Here is a 25,957-nt window from a genome sequence, read left to right as displayed (position 1 = left end):
AGCGCTTCATAGGCCTGCCATTATATTTCTATTGTTGAACTATAAGGCAGGCTTATTTTTTTAAGCCCCCCTTTTGAGCTAATAATTCAGTTTAATTGAGCATAAATTTCAACAGCCAGCCATCAATAACTCTTTTTCAAGATGAGCCTTGTAATCCCCCACCAAGAATGCATCGATAATTTAGAATACGCATGATTTTCCTGCCTATTATGTCGGCCAAACGTCCGACAATAATGGCACCAAATACTGCACCAACTGGAGCTGCATCCTGTGTGAAGCCTATCATAAGCGATGAAGGGTAATATAACGCACTTGATAAAGGGTCTATCAATAAATAGACCCAACGCGCAAACTATCCATACATGAATCACTAATTGTTTATTTTCGTCCACGAAATCTCTAAATTAGCACATCCTTGTTAAGCAGATTTTGCTCCTTTGAGCTCACAATTTTTAACCTAATCAATTTTCAAAAACAAATTGCTAATACTAATCTAACGAATTAGCAATTCAAGAAAACCTATGTTCTCGCCAAATTGATTGCTCATTCATAATTTGGGCAAATTAGATAACAAGATTTGCTCCTTCATCTTTTGCGATATCCATGGGGTCAACATCACTGAATTTATAACCTCCAGAATGAAAAAAAGGAATATTTTGTTGTTTTTTAGAGTAATTTTGGTGATGCCGTAAATCAGTTCGCCCCTTATTATCCCAACGCTGAGAATGTCCCCCTCCCGCATAGTCTTGACTGATTTTAAAAGCAGAATCCCGAGCTGCCAGATGATGAGTAATATAGTTAAACATGGCTAGCCTATCGCTTTTATTCTTATTTAATTGTTCCCTTACCGAAAAATTAACGTTTCCCCAAGGATCACAGATTACGGCATCAGGTCCCCAAGTGGATGGATCCCTAAGATCAGAATTTTTTCTACGTCCAATTACAACAAAGCAATGATCACCGGGCGAAGTGATATTGATTTTTTCAATTCTAATAGTTTGGTTTCCTGTGTATTTTGAGGGACATTCGAGTAATAAAAGATAAGCTATACCGCTTAACTCATCACAGTTTCCTACACCATGTTTAACACTGTTTTTAGCATTATTTTCAATATCATGCAAAACTGTACGGTAAGTACCGTCACGATGATAACCACTAGCCTTTTTATCTCGGGCATCTTTTAACCAATTGTGAAAATTCAACAAAGTATCAACATGTTCTTTGCCAAAGCCATCATAAAAGTATATTTGTCTATTACTATGATCCTCACTATTATCAGCAGGATTGGGGCTAAGGGACCAGCTTGTTATTTGCTCTTGCATTATTTTGGGATGTTTTTTGCGAACCATAGTTAATAACAGTGATTGTTCAATAGTTTTTTGATCACCTGTATTGGTACTAAAAGGTACTAGTAATCGTGTTTTGTTTTTTACCCATTCACCTAATCTTAAATTGGTTGAAAGCCCCATAAATCCCCCATTCAAATTCATAATTTTTATGCATTTTCACCCTAAATATTTAAGGTTAATTTATATATAAAAATTAAATAAAATGTAAAAATTTTGAATTATACACAGGTAAAATTAATGAATTATTAATATATTTTTTTCGGCATGATATTAGAGATAGGTATTGCGATATTAATAATTAATAATTATCAATATCGTTAAAAATTCGTTATTCGGTTAAAGTAATTTAAATGAGGGAAATGCATGCTAGTCTAACGATATAGAACTTTATTCCCCTCTTCTTTATCCATTTCTTGTAAAGCTATATCAGTCGCCGAACCTGGTTGTTCCACGGCTAAAGCAACTGCTTTTTCACGGGTTATTCGCTGACCAGTATTCTCACAGTATCGTCCCACACGCCCCCCCCTTAGACCTGGCCTATAATAGCTAAAAAAGCGACTGTGGAAATCTTGCTGCAATATTGTTTTTATTACCTCGCTAATCTGGTAAGTCCCATGGGAACGCTTTGCAACCAGAGTACCTCCGAGCAAAAAAATCCAAGGATTTTTACTATCCTGCAATACAACTCGGCCAAAGCAGTCTTCAGCCATAGACCAAGAAAGATTGCCAGGATTTCGGCCAATTCCGCTTGTATTAGCTTCAATAATCGTATTTATAAAGAATCGATGACTCGACAGTTGTTCGGCAATACCATTCGCTGCGGCCGCTATGCAGCACTCCAGTGATAATATTTGCGGTCCTTTTTTAAGCCCTGCTTTCTGTAATCTTTTTATACATTTCTCGGCTGTTTCTCCTTGAATATAAAAACCCGTGTCCTCCCGTTGACCGATGTCTTCTGCTAACTCGGCCTCCATCTCCTCTGGGGGTCTAACCTGTAACAACGTAGCGTCTATATCGGCTTCCACCTCTGACTTTGGAGGAAATGAATGACCAACAATCGATAAATGATCTCGTGCACTAACCTTATTTAATTCTTTTTCTTTTAAAACAATATAACCATGTTTTTCTGCATTGCGCATCTGCCCTTCCACTGTCGCTTTGGCAGTCCCTGAGATATAAAGAGGATGAAACCAGATATATTGTTTCATAAGCTTGTCCTTTGCTCGTAGAATTTTCAATCATTGTTACATGCTTTAATTAACGGCACAAATAAAAAAAATTAGACCAATGGAAAATGGGAAATACAGTTTGCCATTTCAGTAATCAACAAAAATTGCTAATCTAAAATTAGACAAAAATCTAAAAATAGACAATAATAAAGTATATTTAAAGGAAAGGTTCTTATGAAAACTTCAGCGCAAGTGTCATTAGCAGTACCTAATGAAGTCATATGGAAAGCCCTTAAAAATCTGGTAGAACGGTTTAATTTTAATAAAGAAGAAGCACTGAAATTGATGGGCGATATGCCTGCCTCTTCTTACTATAAAGGAATCAAAAGCTATAATGGGAACCTAAGTCGCGATGAAAAAGAACGTATTTCTTTACTATTAGGGATTTACAAAGATCTGCGAATCTTATTTATCGACAGTAGCCAAGCTTTATCCTGGATTAATAGAGAAAATACCTTACCTCCTTTTAATGGCATCACTCCAAAAAGTTATATGATGGAAGGAAGTCTCATGAGACTTGCAGAGGTACGTAGATTTTTAGATTTTTGGCGAGGGTATTAATAAGGAATGTTTAACTATATTGATTTTAAGGATAAAACACATCGCCTTGTCCCATCCAGGTATCCACCAGTAAGCTTTTTCGATTGGGCCGAATCGCCAGAAGAGTTGGAGCAGATTGCCTGTCTGGAAGGGCTTACTAATGATCGTTTAACAACAGAATACGGTTATATTTCACTGGTAGCCAAAGAAGATTGGGTCGGTGGGCCAGGATCTACTCCACTAATGGCCGCTTTTACCCATTTCGGCATTTCGCGCTTCAGTGATGGCACCTCTTATGGCATTTATTACGCTGGCGACTCAACCAGAACAGCGATTGCTGAAACTAAATTTCATCGCGAAGTTTTTTTAGCCGCATCAAAGGAACCACCGTGTATAGTCCAAATGAGAGAATACACTGCCCACGTGACTAAAAGCCTGGTCGATCTCTGCCACAATCGCTATCAGGACTATTTAGTAGCAGATATGAATTCCTACGGAAAAAGCCAGGAGTTAGGCCGTGAAATAAAACAACGCAATGAATGGGGTTTAATCTACCCTAGCGTAAGAGCTGATAATGCAAAATGTCTGGCAATCTTTAGGCCACCAGCCTTAACCATTCCCGTGCAGGCAGGACATTATGATTATATCTGGGATGGCAGCTCAATTATTGAGATACGGAAATCAATAAAATATTAACCTGCCCAGGATCTGTTTCTTTCGCTAATTTGTGTCGAAAAGCGTTGATTTACGAGCATCGCAGCCGAGTAAATGAGCAGTGAAGCGCGAGCCAGCCTCTGGTAATGAGTTCCGTCAACTCATAATAAACCTAACTCATCATGATTAATTCTCATGTATTGAATATATTCTACTGGTTCGGCACATTGCAGGCTTTTATAGAACTCCTTCCCTTCTTTGTTGTCAGTTAATAATACCCAATCAATACGAGAGCATTGTCTTTCCCTTGCAATTTTCTTTAATTGGTTAATCAAAGCAGTAGCAATACCCATTCTTCTATAGCGCTCATTTACAAATAAATCATGTAAATAAATGCCCGGGCCATTGAACAACATAAAATTACGGTTAGTCATTGAAAATAAGGCTAATCCAACGGGATTATTTCCAGCTTGACCAATTAAAACCTCAACAGCAGAATCATTTAAAAAAATCATTCGAAATAGAGAATTTTTTGTTTGCGAAAATCGCTTCTCTAAGCGAGATTCCTTTACTAATTCAACTAAGGAATCATAAATAAAATCAATATCTTGTGGGGTTGCAAAACGCACTTTAACGGGTTCTCGCATTTTCATTTCCCTATTTTATTTTACGATAAACTATCTCGCTAACTCTCGCATTATAGATTCTCATTTCAAGTAAATAAAGTAGGCAAAAAAACTGCCACCAATTACTCTATTTATTTTTTATTAGAAAATGGACATCTAGTTTCGTTGGCAAAGATAAGTTTTCTTGACTATCATTTAGAATTAGACACACTTGTAATTTGTCTCAATCATACAGGAGGGTTATGTAATGAAATTTCCTGTTCGTGTAATATTTCGCAATATGGGTCCATCTTCCGCTGTTGAAAATAAAATTAACCAACTCGCCGAAAAACTAGAACGCTATTTTGATCACATCATAAGTTGTAGTGTGACTATTGAGGCACCTCACCGCCATCATCACAAAGGCAGGCTTTATCATGTTCGTATTGACCTTAGCGTACCCAATGCCGAACTTGTAGCTAGCCGAGAACCCATGCAAAATCATGCTCACGAAGATGTCTATGTAGCAATTCGAGACGCTTTTAATGCTGTCAAAAGACAATTACAAAGCCATATCAGTAAACAGCGTGGTGAAATTAAACATCATGAACCTGTATGTTACGGACGAGTTAATGAAATCGCTCCACCTGCTGACTATGGCTATATAGAAACACCAGATGGGCGCCAGATCCGTTTCACCAGTCACAGCGTAATAGATTACGATTTTGAAAAACTGGAAGTGGGAGACAGAGTACGTTTTGTTGAATTGGAGAATGAGAAAGGCCTGGTCGCTACCACCGTCTATATGGAAACCAAGCATCATTCTGTCGAGCGTAACCAGGAAAGATAAACAAGCTAGACTTCAGAAAGATGAAATTATTTTATAAATTGCGATAATGGTATTAATAACTCATTATTAGCAGCTAAAAATTTTTCTTTAATCTTGATTTCATCAAGATTGTAAAGGATGCTTTTTCCTGAAGAGAGCAGAACCCCTCCCCCTGCTTCTTGCAGTATGATTTCAGGCGCACAAAGATCCCACAAATGGCAGTAGCCTGAAAAATTAAAATAGAGATCCGCCCTCCCTTCAGCTATCACTCCGAGCTTTAACCCGACCGAGCCTTGTCTAAGTATTTTGCTGATCCCCAATTGCGTAATTAACTGTTCTGTTTTTTTATTATGGGAACTATGAGACTGAATTAAAACCGCCTGGGTTGGCTCTGATGTAGCACTTACTTTAAGGCGTTTCCTTCCTTGTGGTTTTATTAAGAAAGCACCATTTCCTTTTGTAGCATAATAGAGGCGATCCAAATCAGGTTGATACACTACCCCCAAACAAGAATTACCATTAATAGCCAGACCTATCATGACTGCCCAATCCCCGTTATTTGCAATGAATTCTTTCGTTCCATCAATGGGATCGATAAACCATATACGACTTACTGGATTAGCTTCAGAGGGTAAAGGAGCTTCTTCCGAAATAAGGAGGTCATGAGGAAATACTTGCCTAATTTCTTGCAACAATAAATCGCTGGCTGCTTGATCTGCTTCCGTGACAGGCCCCTGTTGCTTATCTTTTTCCTGAATCTTATAGCCCTTTGTGCGGATGTCTCGTACGACTTGCCCAGCTTTTCTTGCAAGAGCAATAGCCAATGCCAGTTCATTATCCAGGGAATAGTGCATGTTACTCTTTTGGAAAACATTCTTCATAGGATTACTCTCTTGCCTTTATCCTAGAGGCGTAGGCTAAAATAATGAATTATTTTATTGAAAATTGCATTCTAATATAACGCAATTTTTCATAAAAACTTAACTTAGAAAAAAAAAAGATATTATTTATTATAGGTTTTACCTAAAAAAATTAGACCGAATATGTAAAAAATGGAAATGGTAGTTTAATCAACAATATTGTCATTGCTATAGATAGTCATTATAATTACGTGCCTAAATTTTGAATGATTCGACGGCATTTATGAGTAATTTTTTAAATAAAAAAATCGAGAATTTCAAAAAAAACAAAGAAAAATATTATAAAGAATTAGGCTATGAAATAAATCAAGACTTCATTTTTTTTAAGCCTTATCAATCATTTTCCGATTTCGGTCAAGAACTTGGCTCCTTACCAATAAAATTTTGGACCTGTCTCCTTCAAGCCATCCTCGATTTTTTCTATGTATTAGTTTTCTTGACTTTTTTTTCTCTAACTATGCTGTTGCCTTGTCCGGTAGAGTCCCCTGATTATTTATCGCAATCCCTTCTAAGCTTAAGTAGTACTCTTTATTTTATGGCCAGCGCTGTTATGGATACTTTAGCAACAAGTGTTTCTTTGATTATACGCACCGGTATAACTTTGTTCTCATTATTTGTTGATGGTAACGCCATCGAACTGCAAGATAGACCAGAAAATAGCCAGTCCAGAGCCCAAGCACTCGCTATTTAGATCGCTATGAATCTACTGCTTGCCTGGCAACACTCACCTTAGCTATGTCACAGGATGCGCTAATCAGTAAATTATCGACCGACTAGACTAAAACTAATAGACTAGATTCGAATATATATTTTCTTACGGTAAAGAATAGTAAGAATCACTAACCAGAAAAAAGTATAACTTAAGGCATATAACAGGGAAGCATCAGCAGGAGATGCCCAAGAAAATAGATGTTCGCTTATAAAAGAACGTAAATTTCCAGGAGAACCGTCTCGATTAGCAAGTGTGATCATGAGTTGTATTTTTAAGAAAAATATATGGAGAATATAGGCTGCCATTGCATTGACACCAAAAATTTCAAGGGGTTTGCACCATCTTTTCCATCCTTTAATATCAATTGTCCAGTAACAAAACGCCAAGACCAATAGCGCCAGACCGCCTGTCCATAAAACGTAGGAACTAGTCCAAAGAGCCTTATTAACTGGAAACCATAATCCCCATAACCAACCAATGAGTAACGCGCTGATACCAGCTATACTCATCCCGACCAATTTTTTATGCTGACTGGCAGTAGTTAATAATCCTATACCGGTAAGATTACCTAATAAGACAGTAGCAATCGCAGGTACAGTACTGAACAAGCCTTCCGGATCATAGACCTTGCCATATAAATGAGCTGAAGAAAAAAGCAAGCGATCCACATAAGCGGCAAGATTAGCTTGTGGAGTCAAATTATTAGCCCCATAACCAGGTACCGGCCAAAAAGCCATGAACAACCAATAACCCAACAATAAGATAAGCGTTATAATCAGTTGCGTTCGCGGCTGTGTAGTTAAAAATAAAAATGCAGACAAGAAATAACAAATGGCAATACGCTGTAGAACACCAAATACTCGAATTGTGGCAAAATCAAAATGATAAGGAAACGCATTAAGAAACAAGCCAATTAAAAAAATCAGAATAGTCCGCTTAATAATTTTAGGCAGTAATTGCTGTAAAGAAGCGCCCTGTGCACGTGATTTGGATAAACTAAATACGGAGGCAACACCAACAATAAACACGAAAAAAGGAAAAACCAGATCTGCCAAGGTACAACCATCCCAAGCAGAATGCTCAAGCCAGTTATACGTGCTGTCATTGCCAGGACAATTAACCACAATCATTAAGGCAATGGTAATTCCACGAAATACGTCCAGGGATAATAATCGAGGAAATTTTTTTTCTTGCTTAATCATCTTTGTCAGATACCTATCAACTATTGAAAACCATTCCCACAAGTACCAGTTAACTTTATGAAAAATTGAATGGAAGTCTAATGAATCCCCTATTATAACATTTCATACACCAAGAATAGAGCCACATTTAACTCCCGCTATAATTGACTATGCCAATTATACATTCACTGAACTATACTTTAGGAAAGGCAAAACAACCCGAGTCCAGTTAAAAACCTGAGTTGGGGAAAGCAATGAAAATTTCACGTGCTGTTTTGAACAAAGCTGTCGAAGCAAAAATAATTAATAATAAACAAGCTGATGCCTTATTAGATTTTATCAAAAATCAGCCTGAACAGAATCCAAGTTTTAATTTCACGAATGTTTTGTATTATCTGGGTGGTCTAATTGCTATCGGAGCAATGACTTTATTTATGAACTTGGGTTGGGAAACCTTTGGCGGTTGGGGAATTTTTTATCTCTCCTTACTCTATGCTATAGCCGGATTATATCTGTCTTCTTTCTTCGAAACGAAAGGTTACCGTATTCCAGCTGGCATTTGCGCTACATTTGTGGTTTGTCTGACACCATTAGCCATTTATGGCTTGCAAATAGGGATGGGTTGGTGGCCCGATGATACCGTTTATCGCGCTTATCATAGTTACATTAAATGGCATTGGATTTTTATGGAGTTAGGCACTCTCATGGTAGGTATTATTTTAGCCTGGATATACCGTTATCCTTTTATGGTTATGCCAATAGCGGTAACACTTTGGTATATGTCCATGGATCTCGCAGCCATGATTGCAGGTGAGAATGCCAGTTTTACCCTCAGCGCAAATGTCTCAATGTATTTTGGACTCTTCACTATTCTCATCGCATTTTGGGTCGATTTGGAATCACGCTATTCTGCCGACTATGCATTCTGGCTATATATTTTTGGAGTTATGGCTTTTTGGGGGGGAATGACCTGCCAAAGCTCTGATAGCGAATTCACCAAGTTCATCTATTTATGCATCAATCTCATCATGATTGGTATAGGTGTTATTTTAGTAAGAAAAGTTTTCGTTATCTTTGGTGCCATAGGCTGCAGTTTCTACCTGGGTCATCTGGCCTCACAAGTCTTTAAAGACAGCGTTCTCTTCCCAACGGCCCTTACTTTAATTGGCTTAGTCATCATTTACTTAGGTACTTTATGGCAAAAACATGAAGCCTTGCTGACTAAAAAAGCACAATCCATTCTCCCTAAACAAATACAGGAATTATTGCAGTCTCGTAATGAGTCTGGCTAAAGTGCATTCAATATAAAATCAGCCCCCTGTTTTTATATTGCCAAATTAACGCTAACTATTTTCTGTAACATTTTAACAAGGCCTGATAATCATAATACAAACTACCAGGTGCAATGGGACGACAATCCGTTTTAAAGGCGATCTTTTTTTCATTATATAATTGACGAATAATCACGTGATTTTTGTCATTTTTATAAACATCCCACTGAATATTCGCCGAGAAAGGTGATACGAATTCACCACGCCAAGGATTATTTGCATAAGTATAAATTTCTTCCGGTTCAACTGCCTGACAACAGCCTGGAATTTGCATGAGAGCAACCCAGGGAATAATGGTTTCAGCATGAGCAAAACGCAATTTAGCAACTTTATTGCTATTCCCCGTAATCACCTCATCCACCTGAGTAAAAAAATCATCTTGAAGTGTTTTGGCGATTTGATAAGTCATTGTTTGATTCTTAAAGCCAGGCCCTTTGCAATAAAAATCCTGGGCATCTTTAAGATAAGCAAGCCAAAGGGCTTCAGAATCATGAATATAGCGTTCAAAATGCCATGCCCCTTCTTCTTGCATAGCAGGAGCAATACAATAAAGATTATAAAGCGCTATGGCAGCATCGATTACGTTTGGACGACGTATTTTTCCTGTTTCTCTACTTTGAAATGAATACCGCGTTTTTGCCAATCGATCAACAAAGCTTTTTGTATACAGACGCTCTAAAACGGCATGTGCAACCTCATGGCTTTTGGGTTGATTTTTAATCTTATCCAGGGTTTCCAAGAGTGTTGGATCATTATGGATATAATTTTGATAAGCACTGTTTTTATCAGTTTTATGAAAATATAACTGTTTGCTGTCCTGTTGCAACGGATTGAATAAAGTGTGGAGAGCTGGTGAAACAGTCAACATGCCCTGTATAAAATAATCAGCACTCATTTCCGCGCGCGCCTTGCCTGAGGTTGCTATCTCAATTCGCTGATTTTTAGTTTGAGCCAGGCTAAATAGTAGTGCTTGTCGTGTTACCAAACGCTTACCTAACGCTTCCTGCTCCAGTTTACCCAATTGACTTAAATTGCCATAACCTACACTTAAAGCTGCTTTGGTTATCTCTTGGATATCCAGAGCCAGCAACTCCCCAAGTTTAGTCAGTAGTTTTTCTCTTCTCGCCTGCTGCCAAATCTGCAGTGTAAGCTCATTGTATTTATTACCGGATAAGACTCGTGCGCCATGACGTGCCAACAATTGTGTAAAAATCGGGTAGTAGCCGTCGGGTACGGGCTGGTAATTGGCTGCTTCTTTGCGAGCGGGATATGGCGTCTTACTGGCGTAGTTAAAATTAGTTTCCATAGAACCATCACCACAAAATGATGCAACATCGCTTTTAATATAATTATCTAATATTCTAGCATGTAGTATTGTATATCCTTACTTATAGGATCTATCAAAAAACTCATCGAGCAGGGAGCAAAATGGCCAACTACAACGCATCTTTTTTTTATTTTAATGCCAAAAAGGAGCTAACAAAGGCAACCGAGTTGCTCGGACTTGAATATGATACAGCAATTCAACCCTATTATACGGTTGGTTATCATGCTACCGCTGTTATTTACCCTTTTGCTAATGTTTTCAAATGTTTTATGGGCGTTGGACGCATAATAGTCGGTGCGTTGTTATTTTTTGAAGCTATCTTTAGTAACCCCACTAAAGCAATACCACGAGTTCTTGGCGGCCTCGTGTTTGAAGTTGGTGCGTTGATTATCAATACTATCAATACAGCCGTTACAATAATTACTCTGCTCTCAAGAACAATGGAAACTATTTTCAATTCAGGTTATTTATCCAGGAACCTGCTGCAAACTGCAGCTGGTGTTCTTACTGGTGGAGTAAATAGCGGATGCCAGCTCGTTGAAGCGATCAGTTCAGAAGACGCTAATTCAAAAGCCCGCCAACAAGAGGACAATCTTTACCAGGCAAGCATGTCCTTCTAAGCCGCCCCAAGCGATTTGCTTCTGGTCTGAAAATGTATTTCTTTAAAAATACATTGCAATAAATTTTAGCGTCCATTTAATTTATTGAGCAGATTAATATCGCTAAAATAAATGGCAGTTTATAATCGCAAACATTTGATAACTTAGCGATTTGCAGAATGATATTATTTAAACCCTTTAGAGCATGCGATGTGCCGGTTGTACACGGTTGGCTCCAATTGCCCCATATTCGTGAGTTTTGGGATGATGGCCATCGCAAGCAAAAACAAGTTAAACAACATTATTTGAAAAATGATGCTGTGATGCGTTTTATCATCCTGATTGATGGACAACAAGTAGGTTACATACAACGCTACATCATTAATAGTAAACACCCCTTTTGGAAATACATCACGAGCTCGCCCTGTGTTGGTGTTGATATGTTTATTGGTGACCCCAATTTTTTAGATCAAGGTTGGTCAATACCGATCTTAACTCAATTCATTAATCAATATTGCCCCTCAGCGACTGAAATTATTGTAGACCCTGAAACTGACAATTACAAAGCCATTCATTGCTATAAAAAACTTGGTTTTCAAGTTCGCACAACCATTAGACTGCTCAAGAAAGAATACCAGTTAATGGGATTAGAGCGCCAAACCAATTTGCCTAATCGTATTATGCTCCTTGGACGGCCAGGCAGCGGTAAAGCGAGTTTTGCTAAAACATTGAAAACTCGATTGGGTATTTCTCTTTATTATTTTGATAAATTTTTTTCACTCGCTAGTTGGACTGAGAAAGACTATCAAGAATTTTTAGCTCTGCAAGAGGAACTGTTAACAGAAGAACAGAATGCTATTTGTTTATATTTTAATTTCCCCCGCCATCGCTGTTATTGGCAGGTTTTAAAAAATCTTTTTAATAAACAAAAGATTATCGATGACCCTGTCCTTGGTCGACAAAAAAACCCGAGTTGGTCATTGCTAAAATCCATGTGGAGTTATGAAAAGCGAGTTCATTCACTTTTAGACACCTTAAGAACAAAATATCCGCATGCAAATTTTATTGAATTGAAGTCTGAAAAGGAATTGGAGCGTTTTGGCAAGGACATTTTAATGCTGGATTAAATGCTTTTTAGAGAAGCACAAATAGGAGCAGAATAGGACTTATTGTGGTGCCTCCTCATTGATGTACCATTTATGCGTTTCTGAGCGTGGCAAAGCCTCGACACCATGAGCCTCAATAAAGGCGACAATAGCCCATCGCGCATAAGGTTTGCCGATCAGTGTTTCATCCAATTGAACTACATCATGCCAACCTGCTGCAAACTCATTGGTATTCATAACTTGTCTGAAATTACTTGCCAACATAAATACTGCATGGTCATCTTTATGCTCTACCAGTTTCAAATCATCAGGACAGCTACCAATTCTTAGACCAGGAGAGCTTTCTGCAATTGCCAAAGTAAAAGAGCCCGCATCAAAATGGGGTTTGGCCAGATACTTTCCAGATTCTTGCCAATTATAGCGGAGGAAACGCAGTAGGATATGAACATCATCCGTAGCAAAAACTTTATCCACAATCCCGGGAAATTGCTTCTCAAAAACCTGCAGGATATCATGTACTGTTTTGTAAACCAGCTCCCAAATAGGTTTCGCCTTCCTCACAAAATCCAGAACTGCGGGATGGGTTTGTAAAAAATCCTCATAACGTTTAAATAAGGCAGGGTGGAAATGAAAAAAATCCTTGCTATCATTATAACGATGATTATTCGGATCACGATGTTTAAAACCTACATCCCCTCTACGATGTATTGGGGCGATAGTAAAATCAATATAATTTTTAACTGAATCTGGTTCCTCTAAAAATTTGAAAAAAGCAATAACTGCCTCTTCCAAAACATCCTGTTTGATTGCAAAAGGGATCTGCATGTATTTTTGCTTTTGCAGAAGCTGAATTGTTTCATCTCTTATCAACATGGGAATCTCTTGAAAGTGCTTTCAATAAATCTTTAATATAACTACAACAATGAAATCTTTATATTTTTGCCAATAATTACAAAAATATAGCTTCTGTTAAAAGCTTAGATCAAAAACTTTAAAATAAATATAAGCGAGTATACTCTCCATTTTTTGTGCTTAACAACAGACTTCATCTGAGTGATTTTCTCTTACGCTCAAGATGACGAAAAATTCTACGTCTTGATTTATCTAATACCTTTAGATAACATGATAGTGTTTTTGTATAAAAAAAACACATATTATATTGGAAAGATACTTAACCGGGCCATGAAATACTTTAATTCATAGCAATAGACGAGGATGTTTTTATGTCTCTAAATGACATCTCTGTGGTCATACCAGAAACAGAAAGCCGATTTTCGGCATGGCAAAAGCAAGATACAGTATGGATGCTAAGTCTTTATGGCACAGCAATTGGGGCCGGAACCCTTTTTCTTCCCATCGATGCCGGATTAAATGGTATCTGGCCGCTGCTCATCATGGCGTTACTTGCATTTCCAATGACTTATTTTTCTCACCAAGCCCTATGCCGTTTTGTACTTTCTGGCTCCGCAGCAAAAACTGATATCACCACAGTGGTTGATGAACATTTTGGTCGTGCTGCGGGGCAAGTGCTTACCTTGCTTTATTTCTTTGCTATCTATCCAATTTTGCTCATGTATAGTGTGGCTATTACCAACACTACTTCCAGTTTTATCGTTAATCAATTAGGTATGAACGCGCCGCCACGCGCACTTTTAGCAATTATTCTCATTTTAGCCTTGATGGCTATCGTTCGCTTTGGACAACAAATGATTGTAAAATCAATGAGTTTGCTAGTGTATCCTTTTGTGAGTATTTTGCTTTTACTCTCTATTTATCTAATTCCTCACTGGAACGATGCTATCCTGCAACACAGCAGCACGATCGTGCACAATGGCGAATCGCATAGTTCACTGATGACCCTATGGCTCATCATTCCAGTTATGGTATTTTCTTTTAACCACTCCCCTATTATTTCTTCTTTTGCTGTTGCTCAAAAACAACGATATGGGGAACAAGCTGATGAGAAGAGTTCGTGGATTCTGAAATATAGCCATATCATGATGGTAACTACAGTCATGTTTTTTGTATTTAGCTGTGTCTTCAGTTTATCCCCACAGGATTTAGCCTTAGCAAAACAACAAAACATTTCTATTTTGTCTTATTTGGCTAACCATTTTCATACGCCAGTTATTGCCTATATAGCTCCAATGATTGCGTTTATTGCGATAGCCAAATCATTCCTGGGGCACTATCTTGGTGCGAGTGAGGGATTACATGGTTTAATTGTTAAATCACTGCGCGTGCGCCACATCAGTGTTTGCAGCAAAAAGGTACATCGATTGATTGAAATATTCATCATCGTCACTTGCTGGGCCGTTGCTACTATAAACCCAAGTATCCTGGGTATGATTGAGACTCTTGGTGGGCCAGTCATTGCCATCATACTTTTCTTAATGCCCATGTATGCCATTGCTAAAGTACCGGCAATGAAAAAATACCGACAACCCTTTCAGAATGTCTTTATTACTATTCTGGGACTAATAGCTATCTCAGCTATTCTCTACGGTTTCTTTCACCTGTAAATAGTAATCTCATTATAAGCTCTGCGTACTCTAAAGCGCAGAGCTCCTTCTACTTGATTACAATGTCATAATAGTTTGAATCCCAGGATTATAATATTCTGCATGGCCTGTTTTAACTAATAAATTGTGGCGGGGTTGATAGTTGGTTTCACTATGGATATGTCCACACAATACCAAAAAATCAAGCCGGGGGTATTCCTCGGCCATTGCGATTAATACCTCACCAGTTGCTTTTGAGGTATAAAAAGGCAGGAAATCAATAGTATTCCTTTTTTCTCCAAGCAAGGTGCTTTCTTGAAAAGGAGGCACATGAGTTACAACAATCATACGCTCAGCATGTTTGCTAATTGCCGCTCTGAGATTTTCATTTAATTGCCGCGCGTCATTATCAGCCAACTCGTGCATCTTTTCTAAAAGCTCAGTTTTACCTAAGCAGTTTTTCCGAAATAAATCCTCAATCATCCTGCTGTCATTCATTATGATTGAGCTGCTGTAATAATCGCCAAATCGCCCGTCCGCCCACCCATCTTGTCCCAAGAGATAAATGTTCTTTTCCAGTAAAATTGGCCCAGCCGTTGCCAACCAAACCAGCAATGGTTGCTTATGTGTTAATTGTTGCATTTGGGCTCGAACGTTAGCAACACGCCCATGATAATAATCGTGATTTCCAAGAACAAAATAAATGGGTTTGGCGTATGCCTCACACATCTCCAGCAAAAAACTACTAACAGTAGGTGCTTCGGCAATATCACCGCTAATAATAATTCGATCAGCACGACTATGAATAAGCGTTTTATAGAATAGATGACGAGCCTTGCTATCTAAAAAATTTAAATGAATGTCTGTAAGCCAGGCAATGTTCATAACGCCTCTCATACAACAACGCCACCCGGATTAATCACCGATTAATCCATGTTTTGTATTATGTGTTTTTACTGTTTCATCCAAACTTGCTGCTTCTGTCAAGGCAGCCACATTTTCTTTAGTAAAAAAACCATCAAAACCATGACAACGTTCAACATATTCGGTAATCAAGATTGAATATTGGGAGTGCTTAGAAAATATTTGTTTTAAATCAGGCTCTTCCTTACATGCGCCAAAAATCTTAGCTAAAAACTCAATATTGGCTTCGTCACGCAAAGTCTCAATGACATAATCGATATTCTTTTTACCAGTACTGTGATCGCCATCCGTTACCTCGATGGCAATATGATGCATGCGGCGCCCATAGTTTCTGACAAAATTCTCAGTAGGCATGGGGAGGCCTTCAAAAGAATTCACCATAAAAGGGGTATTGTTGGCAGTAAATACCTTAGCAGGCGATTTAATATCCTCGCCATGAGAGACACGATTTACATTAGTTGATGAATTCATATCACCAATGTTGTAAGCCCCCCAGAAATAATAATTAGACAAACAAAGAAATTCTAAAATTGAATCTTCGCGCTCGCCAGCCAAAATTCGCGTTGCCATATGATCAATCCCTTTAAGCAAGGGTTTAATGCCTTTATCAATACTAAATTGTTCCGCTTTATCTAAAAGTTTCTTTTCCTGTTTGGTTAAATAAAATCGCTGTCCCAAATTGAGGTTATCAAAATCAAAAATATCACTGTCGGTATAACCTGTACTATTGAAGCAATAATCTGATAAACGAGTAAAATAAAAATGTTCATTACAATAAAATTTATTCTCAGTCATGTCAGCATCATGAAAATGGAAATCCTGTGATCTTAAAATTTTACGAGTCTCGTCTTTGTCCCTTGTTTTAAATATTTCTCCGACATAACGAGCATTGAACTTTTCTCTTCCGTTGGGATACATTTTATTGATACGAGTGATATCATCTTTGAAATTTGGATCTAAGGGCTCTAATACAATAAAAACAGGACTATTGGAGGTGTTAACAAGAAAATAAATTTTGTGTGTTGCACTAATATAACTGACAGCATAACGATACGGTGTCATGATATATAGTTCATTTAGATAGCTAATCGCGTCACCTGTTTGTACCTGCACCACGATTCCACAAATATCCCCATAAAGTTCCTTCAAGCCGACAACTTGTCGTCGCTCGTATATTTTCATGCGATACTCGTTAAAATAATCTGTATTTTTTTTATCCCCTTTGGGCTGATATTCAAATGGATTAATCATTGCAACTCCCCCATTTAGCCAAAAGCGTGTTAGAAGCAACCTAAAATTAAGTATATACCTGATTAAACGATTTTTTACTTCTTCATCAATAAAGCGTGGGGAACTGTCAGAAAAAGACTAAGTATTACCAATATCTTTCTCTGTTTTTTAATAGCTTTATTCCTCTGAATTTCCTGTTGGATAACTTAGATAATTAATAATTTTCCACTCACCCTTGCTGTTTTTTTCCAAAATATCCAAACCTTCATCCTGAACGTGAGTTACCCTACCATTTTTGTTGGTTATTTTTAAATACCAGGTAATTCGTACTGCAGCTAAAAATTCAGATTGATAAATTTCATGTAATTTAAAACTGTAATGATATTTGCGTATATCATCGGCAAAAATTTTTTTAAAACCATTACAGATGCTTGTATAATTTTTCCTACTTATCCCTCGATAATCTGCAACAACGTGAACAGAAAATAAATTACATGACTTAGCCAATTCACGATGATTAAACGCAGTAGTCCAATTGGTAAATAATTTTTTAAAAATCATTCTTTCCTGGCTGATTGCGCCGAAAGCAACTTGAGAGCACAACAAAGCCAATAATACTAGAAGAGACATGCACTCTCTTTGAAATTGCTTAATTCTCATAAAATAACCTATAAAAATTTTCATCTTCTTCCCTAAACAAAATTGCCTTTTAATTATAAAACAGATGATTTTACATCTGCTAAAATTAAAGCATAAGATTTAAATTAAAAGCTAATAATGAAGTACAAATATACAGCAAAAGTCTATTTTGAGGATGGAAAAACCGTTAAAACCCATGGAGATAATATTGAAAAATTAGTTATTTGGATGCGCAACCAAGCACGAGAAAATTTTAGTGATATCAATGGTGAAATAATTGATAACAAACTACATAGAATCATCAAAAATATCCAATACAGCCCCCTGGACAGCTAATAAGGATAGTGCTTGGAAAAAGGGAGTAATTCACTATGGATAAATTTAGTGATCGATACGAGGCGGGGAAGGTCATAGCAACCCAATTGAAGGATTATGCAAATAAACCGGACGTGATTGTCTTAGCCTTACCCCGTGGAGGAGTTCCTGTTGGTTATGAAATTGCAAAAGCCTTAGCACTCCCCCTTGATGTTTTTATTGTACGTAAATTGGGTGTGCCCGGGCATGAAGAATTGGCTATGGGGGCTATTGCAACAGGCGGAACAACCATTTTTAATGAAGAGATTATTGATGACCTCCATATATCTCAATCGACTATTGAGCTCATTTTACAAAGCGAACGAGAAGAGTTAAAACGTCGTGAAATAAGATACCGTGATAATATGCCTCCCCCGAATCTGCAAGGTAAAACAGTTATTCTGGTTGATGATGGTATTGCCACAGGAGCAACCATGCGAGCAGCGATTAAAGCGATCCTTCAACATAAACCTGCAAGTATTATCCTGGCAGTACCTGTAATAGCTCTTAGTACTTATAACGAAATGAGCGCTCTAGTTGATAAAATTATCTATTCCATGAAACCACTCAATTTTTATGCTGTTGGCTTATGGTATGACGATTTTTCACAAACTACAGATAGTGAAGTATCTGATTTATTGAAAGAAAGTAAAAAAAAACGAGGAGCGTACCCCTTCTATTGCAACAGGAGTCCATCATGAATGACTTCACGGTAGATAGGGAACATCCCGTAATTATTCCCAGTGCAGAAATTTATCTTGAGGGTCTTTTATATATACCCAATGAAGCCAAAGGTCTTGTGTTATTTGCTCATGGTAGCGGGTCAAATCTGCATAGTGTACGTAACCAATATGTTGCAGATGTTTTACATAAGGGCAAGATTGCTACCTTGTTATTTAATTTGCTAACTCCTGATGAAGATGCGATTGATGTAACAACAATGGAGTTTCGCTTTGATATCCTTCTCTTGGCTGATCGCTTGATTGACGCAACCAATTGGTGCTTAAAAAATCTTTCTGTTTATCACCTGTCTATTGGTTATTTTGGAGCCAGTACAGGGGGAGGGGCAGCTATTGTTGCTGCCGCAAACGAACCAGGCAATATAAAAGCCATTGTCTCACGTGGTGGAAGACCCGATTTAGCTAAAGAAGCATTGAGTCTTATCAAAGCACCTACACTACTCATTGTGGGTAGTAATGATGAAATTGTTATTGATCTTAATCAGCGTGCTATGTCCAAAATGAACTGCATAAAAAAATTGGAATTAATTACCGGGGCTACTCACTTATTCGAAGAGCCAGGTACGCTCGCTGAAGTAGCCCAATTGGCTAAGGCCTGGTTTATTAAGTATTTGGTTGCTTGAGCGAAAATAAATTCAATTTCATTCTTATGATGTCGTCTCAGGATCATTACCCACGTTAATGATTATCTTTCCCACAGCCCGTTGACTTTCACTGCGCTGATGAGCTAAACCGACATCTTGCAAATTAAACTCACTGTCTATATGGGTTTTTAATTTATTCTCTTCGATAAATTGCGTAATCGTGTCCAGGTCTTTCTTATTTTTTTGCAATAAAATGATCTTTGCTTTTTTCCGGGTAAATTTGCTGATTAAACTATTAAAAACCAATGAAGGACTTGGTAAGGTAGCAATATAAATACCATGCTTGGTTAAAAATTCCTTAGCCTGAGAGTAACTATAAGCCGCTACACAATCAAAAATCACATCGTATTTTTCATCGCCTACAAAAGGAGAGCTCTCGTGATAATCAATGACTTTATCAGCTCCCCATAATTGCACAAAAGCCACATTCGCAGTACTACATACTGCTGTAACTTGAGCTCCCAGCAATTTGGCTATTTGCACTGCAAACATGCCAACACCGCCAGAAGCCCCTAAAATTAATACCCGATAATTCGCTTTAACAGCACCTTTATCTCTTAATGCCTGTAACGCAGTCATTGCAGCCAGGGGAATACTCGCCGCTTGTTTGAAATCTATGTTCTTTGGCTTCAAAGAAAGGCTTGCTTCGCTTACAGCAATTAATTGCGCATAAGCCTGGCCTTCTTTCTTACTGGAACAGCTATAAACCTCATCCCCAATTTGAAAAGTCTTAACACCCGCACCTACACCTTCCACGACCCCAGAAAAATCAAAGCCTAAAATTGCCGGTAACTTAATTGGATAAACATAACGCAAGGCACCAGAGCGAATTTTCCAATCAACAGGGTTGACACTACACGCTTGAACGCGGACTAAAACCTCATTGTTATGAACAACAGGCTCAGGTACGTCTTTGATGGTAAATTGATTAAAATCACCATACTTTTCAATAATTGCGGCTTTCATAAAGTTTAAATCGTCCCTACTATTTAACTTAGTTATAAACTCGAAAGCTCCTCCACGTCAATGACTATAAGCACGACATAGAAAATCATTACTTATTCGAAGTAATGACTTGATTTTAATCTACATTGTGAGCAGATTCGGTACATCATTCTTCGGTGGTTTATTGATTAAGGCTGTTCCTTGCTTCCATTGTTTGGGAAATTTTTCTTGTAGATGAGCTTCTACCACGTGCATACGCAAATCAAACTGTTCTTGTGCAGCATAATAATCTGGTGAACTCGCACAAAGTTTAATAACTTCACGAAAAAAATCAGACAATCTGTACTCGTTTTTCTCTATACGAATTATCGTGTCCTGCTCCAAACAAGCTTCAAAGTGGACCCTATCATAAAGAAGATGTGATATAGAACTATCGAAAAGTAATGTCGGATCAGAAATAAATTTACTCACCAAGTCATTTAAGCTTGTTATGCCTTTTTCAACAACCACATAAACATTGGGCGCTTCTTCTTTTATCTGGCAAATATTACGGAATCCCCGAACACATTGGGATCTGATATGGGCAGCTTCAAAGCCTGGAACAAAAACCAGCTCGTCACCCTGGCCATCACGTTTTATGAGCCCGATTACCATTTCAATCTGAGCAAATCGTCTGCCAAGTGGTAGAAAAGAACTGTCATTTTCCTGATGCTGATATTTCGTTGCATTGGGATTTAAACCAAACAACCTACTCGCATTTAGAAGGTTTTCGATAATTCTGCCAGTATTTTCTCTAAACGATTTTTTTTGTTCATCGTATTCTTTGGGGCCATATCTTTTATCGTTATTAGGAAGATGCTCAATAACATTAAGTCCATCTTTAAATCCAAACAATAACGCATCCGCTAAACTAATATAGGTATCCTTCTCTTGTTCATCTCTTTTAATCGCTATACTATCTTCAGGGCTTAATCTACCTAATTTACCTTGTTTTTTTAATTGTTGATGCTCATCAAATATCAAAGCAATGGTGTCTGGTGTTAATAAATCGGCTATCTCCTTATCCAGGAGAATTTTTCTATTTAATGCCGCATTACCATAATAGACTTTATCGCTGTATCTATCCGCACAAATAGCTTTTATTTGTTGTATATTCGCCATGGCATCCGTTGTCTCTTCAATTCGAGCACGAACTTCCTTATCGAGTTTTTTCATGTCAGCCAAAAGCCTCGATGGCTCAACGCCTTCACTAAGACGTTTATTTGCCACTTGAATTTGCTCTTCTGCATATTGATTGACATCCCTCATGGCGAGAACAACAGTCTGTACTTGTTTATTCGATTCAGAAGGATTAATTTTGCTGGCTTTTATCAACTCTTCGCTTATTAATTTTTTTATTTCCTGTAATTTTTTCAAATAACTTGCTTGATCGAGTGGGTTACTCACTGCTAAAAAGTCAATTAAGCCATCAATTTTTTGTAAAATTTTCTTACTGGAAGAAAAATGTATTTTTGAAAAAAAGCCTGTTTTCGCCGGTTTTCTTTCCCGTTGATAAGTACCGAGGGCTTGGGCAAGCTGTTCATGCAATATTATAAGCCCATCACGTATAGCAATATTTTTTGCCGAATACCTGAGTGACTCAGCAGCTCCTTCAAGAGAGCGAACTGGAATAGCAGCAAAATAGTGATGTCTCTCCTTGTTACGGTATCCATAAAATTTTAATTGTGTTCCAGGGGTGAAAAGAACCTCTCTCTCTTTTTTTAGATCAGCCAGTAACTCCACTCTTTTCCCCAAGGGATTTTTTCCAAAGGGCTGATAAATAGTGACGTAAGTATCATATTGGCTCAAATTAATATCATCTTTCAATGAAGAACTGATGAAGGCTTCTTGTTTTTTTTCTTTTCTTTTCCTTTTAACATCATTAACTCGCTCTTGAAATACAGCCTCCATATCGCTCTTTTTTTCAAAGCGATTTAACTTCTCCAACTTTACTGACTCATCACCGCCTTCCAGAGATTGTATGTCAATTTTATTAAGCCCTTGAGCTGCAATGCAACAGACTAAAATAGTTTCTTGCACTTGTTGAGCCAATTCACGTGCCGGTAATTTTCTTAGATTTTCACTTCTTCCACGAGTTCTTAAGAATGCATTTATATGGTAATAGGCTGGGGTTGTATAAATATTAACTGCCAATTTTTCAGCATAAGACAAATCGTCATAAATACCTTCGGGATCGCGAGATTGGAAATCTTTTCGAGTAGGAAAATCATCTTTTTTTTGCCCGGATTCATTCTCTGCAACCCCCACTTCATCAAGCTCCAGGTCTGCAAGCTCCACGTATTTCAGTTCTGTCAGGTCCTCCGTAATATCATCTATGAGTTCTTCGGTAAGATCTTCGGTCAGATCCTCTGTAGCCTCTTCTGTCAATTTCTCTGTAGGTTTCTCTATAAACTCGACTGTTTTTGTAGACTCGGCAGACTGAATCTGCTCATTCAAATTATCTTCAGGCTCCTCATCCAGATGAGGTCTATATCTATTTGTCTTTCTTCCAAGAAAGGCAACATAACCATCAAGGGTATTATCCGCAAATTCTAAGTGTTCGAAATCAGCATGCTCAAGGATTTTTGTAAGATTATAAGTATGATCATCAATTCGAACTTCCAGTTCTTGCCGTCCGTTGTAAAAGACTGTAATCATATGATCTGATTCGTTTAAAAAAGCTAATGCAATTTTTTCAAGATCATAAGTAGCTTCACTTTTGTTTCTTGGACCTTTTTCTAAATGGTAGGTTTGCTCTGCGTAAACATCTTTCATCGTTACCACCATTTCTCTGAGCTTTCTTTAATTATAGATTCACAGAGAATCGAAATGTAGAATTTATATACCTAATGATCAATTAATGAATTTCTAGTGCAACTATCTGATTGTTAAAGGTTTGATAAGAAGCTGTTGTAAGAGATTCCAGCTAATTTCAGCTATTTTTTAAGTGGGTCAAAACGCACTGGAAGCTATGTACTATAGTTAAAAACTAAAATAAGCTCATTTTGGACTTAATAAATACCACAGGAAGGAAGGAGTGAAATGAAGCAAAATAATTTTCTTTCTATATCGAAAGAAGGCTTTCATCGAATTGCCTATACTGAATGGGGTATCCCCACTGCATCACGCTCTTCTGTTATTTGTGTCCATGGCTTAACTCGCAATGGACGTGATTTTGACGCACTTGCCAGGTATTTGAGCCTGCAAGATCATCACGTCTTTTGCCCAGACATTGTTGGCCGTGGAGATAGTAGTTGGTTCAAGGATTCCCATCACTATACTTATGAACAATACATTCTCGATATGAATGCACTGATTGCTCGCACCGCAACAACAGAAATTGATTGGATTGGCACCTCCATGGGCGGTCTAATCGGCATGATGATCGCTGCCTTGCCTAACTCCCCTATTCGTCGTCTAATTATGAATGATGTTGGCCCACAGATACCTGTTCATGCTCTTTGGCGATTATCCAAATATGCGGGTAAGGATCCTGAGTTTTTGAGTAAGGAAGAGGCTAAAGAATATTTCAAAACTATCTATGCTACCTTCGGTGCATTGAGCGAGGAGCAATGGGAGGAGTTTACTGAGCATAGTATTGAGGAACGCTCACCTGGCATTTATGTAGTTAAATTGGATCCCGGAATTAAAGATGTTAAATGGCATGGTCATTTCCTAAAAGAATTCCTATCCAATCCTCACAAAGCATTGGAAGGTATTTTATTTGATATTGACCTTTGGTCTATCTGGCGAGAAATTAAATGCCCAGTAATGGTGATCCATGGTCGCCATTCAGATCTGCTGCTTCCCGAACACATAAAAAAGATGCGCCGAATTCATCCTGATATTGAGGTTTTGGAAGTCGAGGATGCCGGACATGCTCCCGCTCTACTCGATTTGGCACAGCATGAAATAATAGCCAGTTGGCTGGCACAGTAAAATGCCCAAACTCAGTCTTAGTGGTCGGCTCCTGAGAGAACTCCCAAATTTTTACGGCCAACCTCTCGCGTATAAAACGCAGGATGTAGGCCGCAGGAAGTATAAAATAATATATTATATTTTGTGTCTATCTCTCAGCACGACCGGCGATAACTAATTAAACTTAATAGACCTCACAGCAGGCTTGTATCATCTCTTCATTAAGCATGTAATTGATATATTGTGAATTTTTTGTCGCCTCAATTGATGTGGGTCTTAATATTTTCGTGAGGTCAAAGTCATACTCCGCAAGAAAATGAACAAGTTTGATCGCGCCATCTTCCATCCTGTTTTCTTTAAAGGAAGCTTCAATTTGTCTTTTGAAGACCTGTATATCTGCATCACCGACCGGAGCAAAGCCCCACCTGCCTTTCACTCTTCCAATATCAATGTGGGTGTATTGCCGCTTTTTTTGATCAAAATAGGAAACCACTAGCAAGTCAGGTATTGAGCTTTCTCGAATTAGCCATACTGCTTTACTAACTTTCACTCTCGCCTGGCTGGCGTCCAATTTATCTTCCACCAGTACCGTATCGAGTTCGGTGAAAATAATAGGACAGGCTTCCATTCCGCCAGTTAACTCCTCTTTTGACCACATCGCCTTCTCCTTTAGGTGTAATCGAATTTGGATAGAAGAAAATTAAAACTATTCCTGAAATAATATGATTAAGCTCTTTTCGTTTAGATTGCCAAACTTTAAGATAGCGCTATCTCAAGTTCAGCACAAGAATTTGCTAATAAAGAGGACATTCTCTTTAAACCTGGAGCGTAATCGAATACGATCAATTTAATCCAAGATTTAGAGCGTTGTAAGTAAACTAACATCAACAAATTTTGTGAATAAACCGCAATTTCATGGTAAAAAAGCTAAAAAATTAAATAATGCAAAAAAAATAATAAGTACTAGCGCTGTTTACATTTCACTAGCTTGAGTTTATACCCTACCTAGCAATAGAAATGATAACAGCCCCTAGAATAGTCATAGGAATCTTGACATGAGTAATCCTAGAAGTATTAGTAATGGCCTGCTTGCAGGTCTTGTCGCAGGGCTTTTTTTTGCTTTCTTTCTACTAATGAACGGGATGACTGAAGATCTTGGAAGTATCATTGGCATGCCTACCAGGCTTGGTGGTTTTTTTGTGCACCTTTGCATTAGTTTAATCGCTGGTGTCGCTTTCGTTCTCCTGTTAGGCCGCTTAATAAATTCCTGGCTGAGTGCAACTATTTGGGGATCTGCATTCGGCATTAGTATGTGGGTTCTAGGCCTCATGACTTTACAGCCCTATTTGTCAAATGATATTCCATTATTTGCACAGTGGTGTTTTGCCGGTTTTGAAAACAATAAACTTTCTTTAGTCGGCCATCTTATCTACGGTTTGGTTTTAGGCCCCATTTATTATGTTTTAAAAAGTACCTACTACAAAACTTAACTTTTATCTACACCTTGACATTAGTTTGCCAACCAATCAAAGAATCAAAACTCTTCTCTTTAATGGGCAGTTCAAAGACGTCTATCTCATGTAATATAGCTCTGAATCCCGCCATGCAATTGAAACTGCATACTTGTTAGTGGCTCCGCAA

The 25,957-nt window shown here is 37.9% G+C and carries 26 protein-coding genes; 13 read left to right on the top strand and 13 right to left on the bottom strand.

Annotated elements, in window-relative coordinates:
* Nucleotides 1–563: 563 nt before the first annotated feature.
* Nucleotides 564–1,469, bottom strand: coding sequence for a hypothetical protein (locus Lfee_RS00655; RefSeq protein WP_058443353.1), 906 nt, complete (start codon nucleotides 1,467–1,469; stop codon nucleotides 564–566).
* Nucleotides 1,470–1,720: 251 nt separating this feature from the next.
* The gene (locus Lfee_RS00650) at nucleotides 1,721–2,557 is read right to left on the bottom strand and encodes a hypothetical protein (RefSeq protein WP_058443352.1); all 837 of its coding nucleotides are present in this window, start codon (nucleotides 2,555–2,557) and stop codon (nucleotides 1,721–1,723) included.
* 195 nt (nucleotides 2,558–2,752) lie between these two features.
* Here Lfee_RS00650 and Lfee_RS00645 point away from each other — a divergent pair, with 195 nt between their 5' ends.
* Nucleotides 2,753–3,139 (top strand): antitoxin Xre-like helix-turn-helix domain-containing protein, encoded by a 387-nt coding sequence (locus tag Lfee_RS00645; protein WP_058443351.1) that lies wholly within the window; start codon nucleotides 2,753–2,755, stop codon nucleotides 3,137–3,139.
* A 6-nt stretch (nucleotides 3,140–3,145) separates the two neighbouring features.
* Entirely contained in the window at nucleotides 3,146–3,814 is a 669-nt protein-coding gene (locus Lfee_RS00640) for an RES family NAD+ phosphorylase (RefSeq protein WP_058443350.1), read from the top strand.
* Nucleotides 3,815–3,933: 119 nt separating this feature from the next.
* Here the strand turns inward: Lfee_RS00640 and Lfee_RS00635 are convergent, their stop codons facing one another.
* The gene (locus tag Lfee_RS00635) at nucleotides 3,934–4,419 is read right to left on the bottom strand and encodes a GNAT family N-acetyltransferase (protein ID WP_058443349.1); all 486 of its coding nucleotides are present in this window, start codon (nucleotides 4,417–4,419) and stop codon (nucleotides 3,934–3,936) included.
* Nucleotides 4,420–4,645: 226 nt separating this feature from the next.
* Here Lfee_RS00635 and Lfee_RS00630 point away from each other — a divergent pair, with 226 nt between their 5' ends.
* The gene (locus tag Lfee_RS00630) at nucleotides 4,646–5,227 is read left to right on the top strand and encodes an HPF/RaiA family ribosome-associated protein (RefSeq protein ID WP_058443348.1); all 582 of its coding nucleotides are present in this window, start codon (nucleotides 4,646–4,648) and stop codon (nucleotides 5,225–5,227) included.
* A gap of 26 nt (nucleotides 5,228–5,253) precedes the next feature.
* Here the strand turns inward: Lfee_RS00630 and Lfee_RS00625 are convergent, their stop codons facing one another.
* Nucleotides 5,254–6,087, bottom strand: coding sequence for a 3'(2'),5'-bisphosphate nucleotidase CysQ family protein (locus tag Lfee_RS00625; RefSeq protein WP_082646523.1), 834 nt, complete (start codon nucleotides 6,085–6,087; stop codon nucleotides 5,254–5,256).
* Between the two features lie 262 nt (nucleotides 6,088–6,349).
* Here Lfee_RS00625 and Lfee_RS00620 point away from each other — a divergent pair, with 262 nt between their 5' ends.
* Nucleotides 6,350–6,817 (top strand): hypothetical protein, encoded by a 468-nt coding sequence (locus Lfee_RS00620; protein ID WP_058443346.1) that lies wholly within the window; start codon nucleotides 6,350–6,352, stop codon nucleotides 6,815–6,817.
* A 101-nt stretch (nucleotides 6,818–6,918) separates the two neighbouring features.
* Here Lfee_RS00620 and Lfee_RS00615 read toward each other — a convergent pair whose 3' ends face one another.
* Nucleotides 6,919–8,040 carry an acyltransferase family protein gene (locus tag Lfee_RS00615; RefSeq protein ID WP_058443345.1) on the bottom strand — a complete coding sequence of 374 codons (1,122 nt, stop codon included), beginning with the start codon at nucleotides 8,038–8,040 and terminating at the stop codon, nucleotides 6,919–6,921.
* A 233-nt stretch (nucleotides 8,041–8,273) separates the two neighbouring features.
* On the opposite strand from Lfee_RS00615, the gene Lfee_RS00610 reads away from it, so the two are divergent.
* Nucleotides 8,274–9,311, top strand: a complete 1,038-nt coding sequence (locus tag Lfee_RS00610; RefSeq protein WP_058443344.1) for a hypothetical protein — start codon at nucleotides 8,274–8,276, stop codon at nucleotides 9,309–9,311.
* Between the two features lie 55 nt (nucleotides 9,312–9,366).
* Here Lfee_RS00610 and Lfee_RS00605 read toward each other — a convergent pair whose 3' ends face one another.
* Entirely contained in the window at nucleotides 9,367–10,656 is a 1,290-nt protein-coding gene (locus tag Lfee_RS00605; protein WP_058443343.1) for a histidine-type phosphatase, read from the bottom strand.
* Between the two features lie 122 nt (nucleotides 10,657–10,778).
* On the opposite strand from Lfee_RS00605, the gene Lfee_RS00600 reads away from it, so the two are divergent.
* Nucleotides 10,779–11,297, top strand: coding sequence for a hypothetical protein (locus Lfee_RS00600; protein ID WP_058443342.1), 519 nt, complete (start codon nucleotides 10,779–10,781; stop codon nucleotides 11,295–11,297).
* A gap of 158 nt (nucleotides 11,298–11,455) precedes the next feature.
* Nucleotides 11,456–12,403, top strand: coding sequence for a GNAT family N-acetyltransferase (locus Lfee_RS16575; RefSeq protein WP_058443341.1), 948 nt, complete (start codon nucleotides 11,456–11,458; stop codon nucleotides 12,401–12,403).
* A gap of 39 nt (nucleotides 12,404–12,442) precedes the next feature.
* Here the strand turns inward: Lfee_RS16575 and Lfee_RS00590 are convergent, their stop codons facing one another.
* The gene (locus Lfee_RS00590) at nucleotides 12,443–13,255 is read right to left on the bottom strand and encodes a hypothetical protein (protein WP_058443340.1); all 813 of its coding nucleotides are present in this window, start codon (nucleotides 13,253–13,255) and stop codon (nucleotides 12,443–12,445) included.
* Nucleotides 13,256–13,605: 350 nt separating this feature from the next.
* Between Lfee_RS00590 and Lfee_RS00585 the strand changes: the two genes are divergently transcribed.
* Nucleotides 13,606–14,904, top strand: a complete 1,299-nt coding sequence (locus Lfee_RS00585) for a serine/threonine transporter (protein WP_058443339.1) — start codon at nucleotides 13,606–13,608, stop codon at nucleotides 14,902–14,904.
* Between the two features lie 57 nt (nucleotides 14,905–14,961).
* Here Lfee_RS00585 and Lfee_RS00580 read toward each other — a convergent pair whose 3' ends face one another.
* The 3 genes from Lfee_RS00580 to Lfee_RS00570 form a co-directional block, all read right to left on the bottom strand.
* Nucleotides 14,962–15,768: a metallophosphoesterase family protein gene (locus tag Lfee_RS00580; RefSeq protein ID WP_058443338.1), complete on the bottom strand. Its 807-nt coding sequence runs from the start codon at nucleotides 15,766–15,768 to the stop codon at nucleotides 14,962–14,964.
* A gap of 30 nt (nucleotides 15,769–15,798) precedes the next feature.
* The gene (locus tag Lfee_RS00575) at nucleotides 15,799–17,058 is read right to left on the bottom strand and encodes a hypothetical protein (RefSeq protein ID WP_058443337.1); all 1,260 of its coding nucleotides are present in this window, start codon (nucleotides 17,056–17,058) and stop codon (nucleotides 15,799–15,801) included.
* Between the two features lie 156 nt (nucleotides 17,059–17,214).
* Complete coding sequence (locus Lfee_RS00570) at nucleotides 17,215–17,721, bottom strand: Cif family virulence factor (RefSeq protein WP_058443336.1); 507 nt, start codon at nucleotides 17,719–17,721, stop codon at nucleotides 17,215–17,217.
* A 93-nt stretch (nucleotides 17,722–17,814) separates the two neighbouring features.
* Between Lfee_RS00570 and Lfee_RS00565 the strand changes: the two genes are divergently transcribed.
* Genes Lfee_RS00565 through Lfee_RS00555 form a run of 3 tightly spaced genes read left to right on the top strand, consistent with a single transcriptional unit; the run spans nucleotide 17,815 to nucleotide 19,393 of the window.
* Entirely contained in the window at nucleotides 17,815–18,012 is a 198-nt protein-coding gene (locus tag Lfee_RS00565; protein WP_058443335.1) for a hypothetical protein, read from the top strand.
* A gap of 35 nt (nucleotides 18,013–18,047) precedes the next feature.
* Nucleotides 18,048–18,731: a phosphoribosyltransferase gene (locus Lfee_RS00560; protein WP_058443334.1), complete on the top strand. Its 684-nt coding sequence runs from the start codon at nucleotides 18,048–18,050 to the stop codon at nucleotides 18,729–18,731.
* Complete coding sequence (locus Lfee_RS00555) at nucleotides 18,728–19,393, top strand: dienelactone hydrolase family protein (RefSeq protein ID WP_058443333.1); 666 nt, start codon at nucleotides 18,728–18,730, stop codon at nucleotides 19,391–19,393. The genes Lfee_RS00560 and Lfee_RS00555 overlap by 4 nt, the downstream gene beginning before the upstream one ends.
* 24 nt (nucleotides 19,394–19,417) lie before the next feature.
* Here the strand turns inward: Lfee_RS00555 and Lfee_RS00550 are convergent, their stop codons facing one another.
* Nucleotides 19,418–20,380: an NAD(P)-dependent alcohol dehydrogenase gene (locus Lfee_RS00550; protein WP_058443332.1), complete on the bottom strand. Its 963-nt coding sequence runs from the start codon at nucleotides 20,378–20,380 to the stop codon at nucleotides 19,418–19,420.
* A gap of 120 nt (nucleotides 20,381–20,500) precedes the next feature.
* Nucleotides 20,501–23,173, bottom strand: coding sequence for a hypothetical protein (locus Lfee_RS00545; protein WP_058443331.1), 2,673 nt, complete (start codon nucleotides 23,171–23,173; stop codon nucleotides 20,501–20,503).
* A 267-nt stretch (nucleotides 23,174–23,440) separates the two neighbouring features.
* On the opposite strand from Lfee_RS00545, the gene Lfee_RS00540 reads away from it, so the two are divergent.
* A complete protein-coding gene (locus Lfee_RS00540) occupies nucleotides 23,441–24,337 on the top strand; it encodes an alpha/beta fold hydrolase (RefSeq protein WP_058443330.1) in 897 nt (298 codons plus the stop codon).
* A 163-nt stretch (nucleotides 24,338–24,500) separates the two neighbouring features.
* On the opposite strand, the gene Lfee_RS00535 is transcribed toward Lfee_RS00540, so the two are convergent.
* Nucleotides 24,501–24,974: a hypothetical protein gene (locus Lfee_RS00535; protein ID WP_058443329.1), complete on the bottom strand. Its 474-nt coding sequence runs from the start codon at nucleotides 24,972–24,974 to the stop codon at nucleotides 24,501–24,503.
* Between the two features lie 397 nt (nucleotides 24,975–25,371).
* Between Lfee_RS00535 and Lfee_RS00530 the strand changes: the two genes are divergently transcribed.
* Nucleotides 25,372–25,806: a hypothetical protein gene (locus tag Lfee_RS00530; protein ID WP_058443328.1), complete on the top strand. Its 435-nt coding sequence runs from the start codon at nucleotides 25,372–25,374 to the stop codon at nucleotides 25,804–25,806.
* Nucleotides 25,807–25,957 lie beyond the last annotated feature (151 nt).

Origin of the sequence: Legionella feeleii (assembly GCF_001467625.1) — a bacterium.
GTDB classification, from domain to species: domain Bacteria; phylum Pseudomonadota; class Gammaproteobacteria; order Legionellales; family Legionellaceae; genus Tatlockia; species Tatlockia feeleii.
Note: the sequence above shows the minus strand (reverse complement) of the source record. Positions and strands in the feature narration are given on the sequence as shown.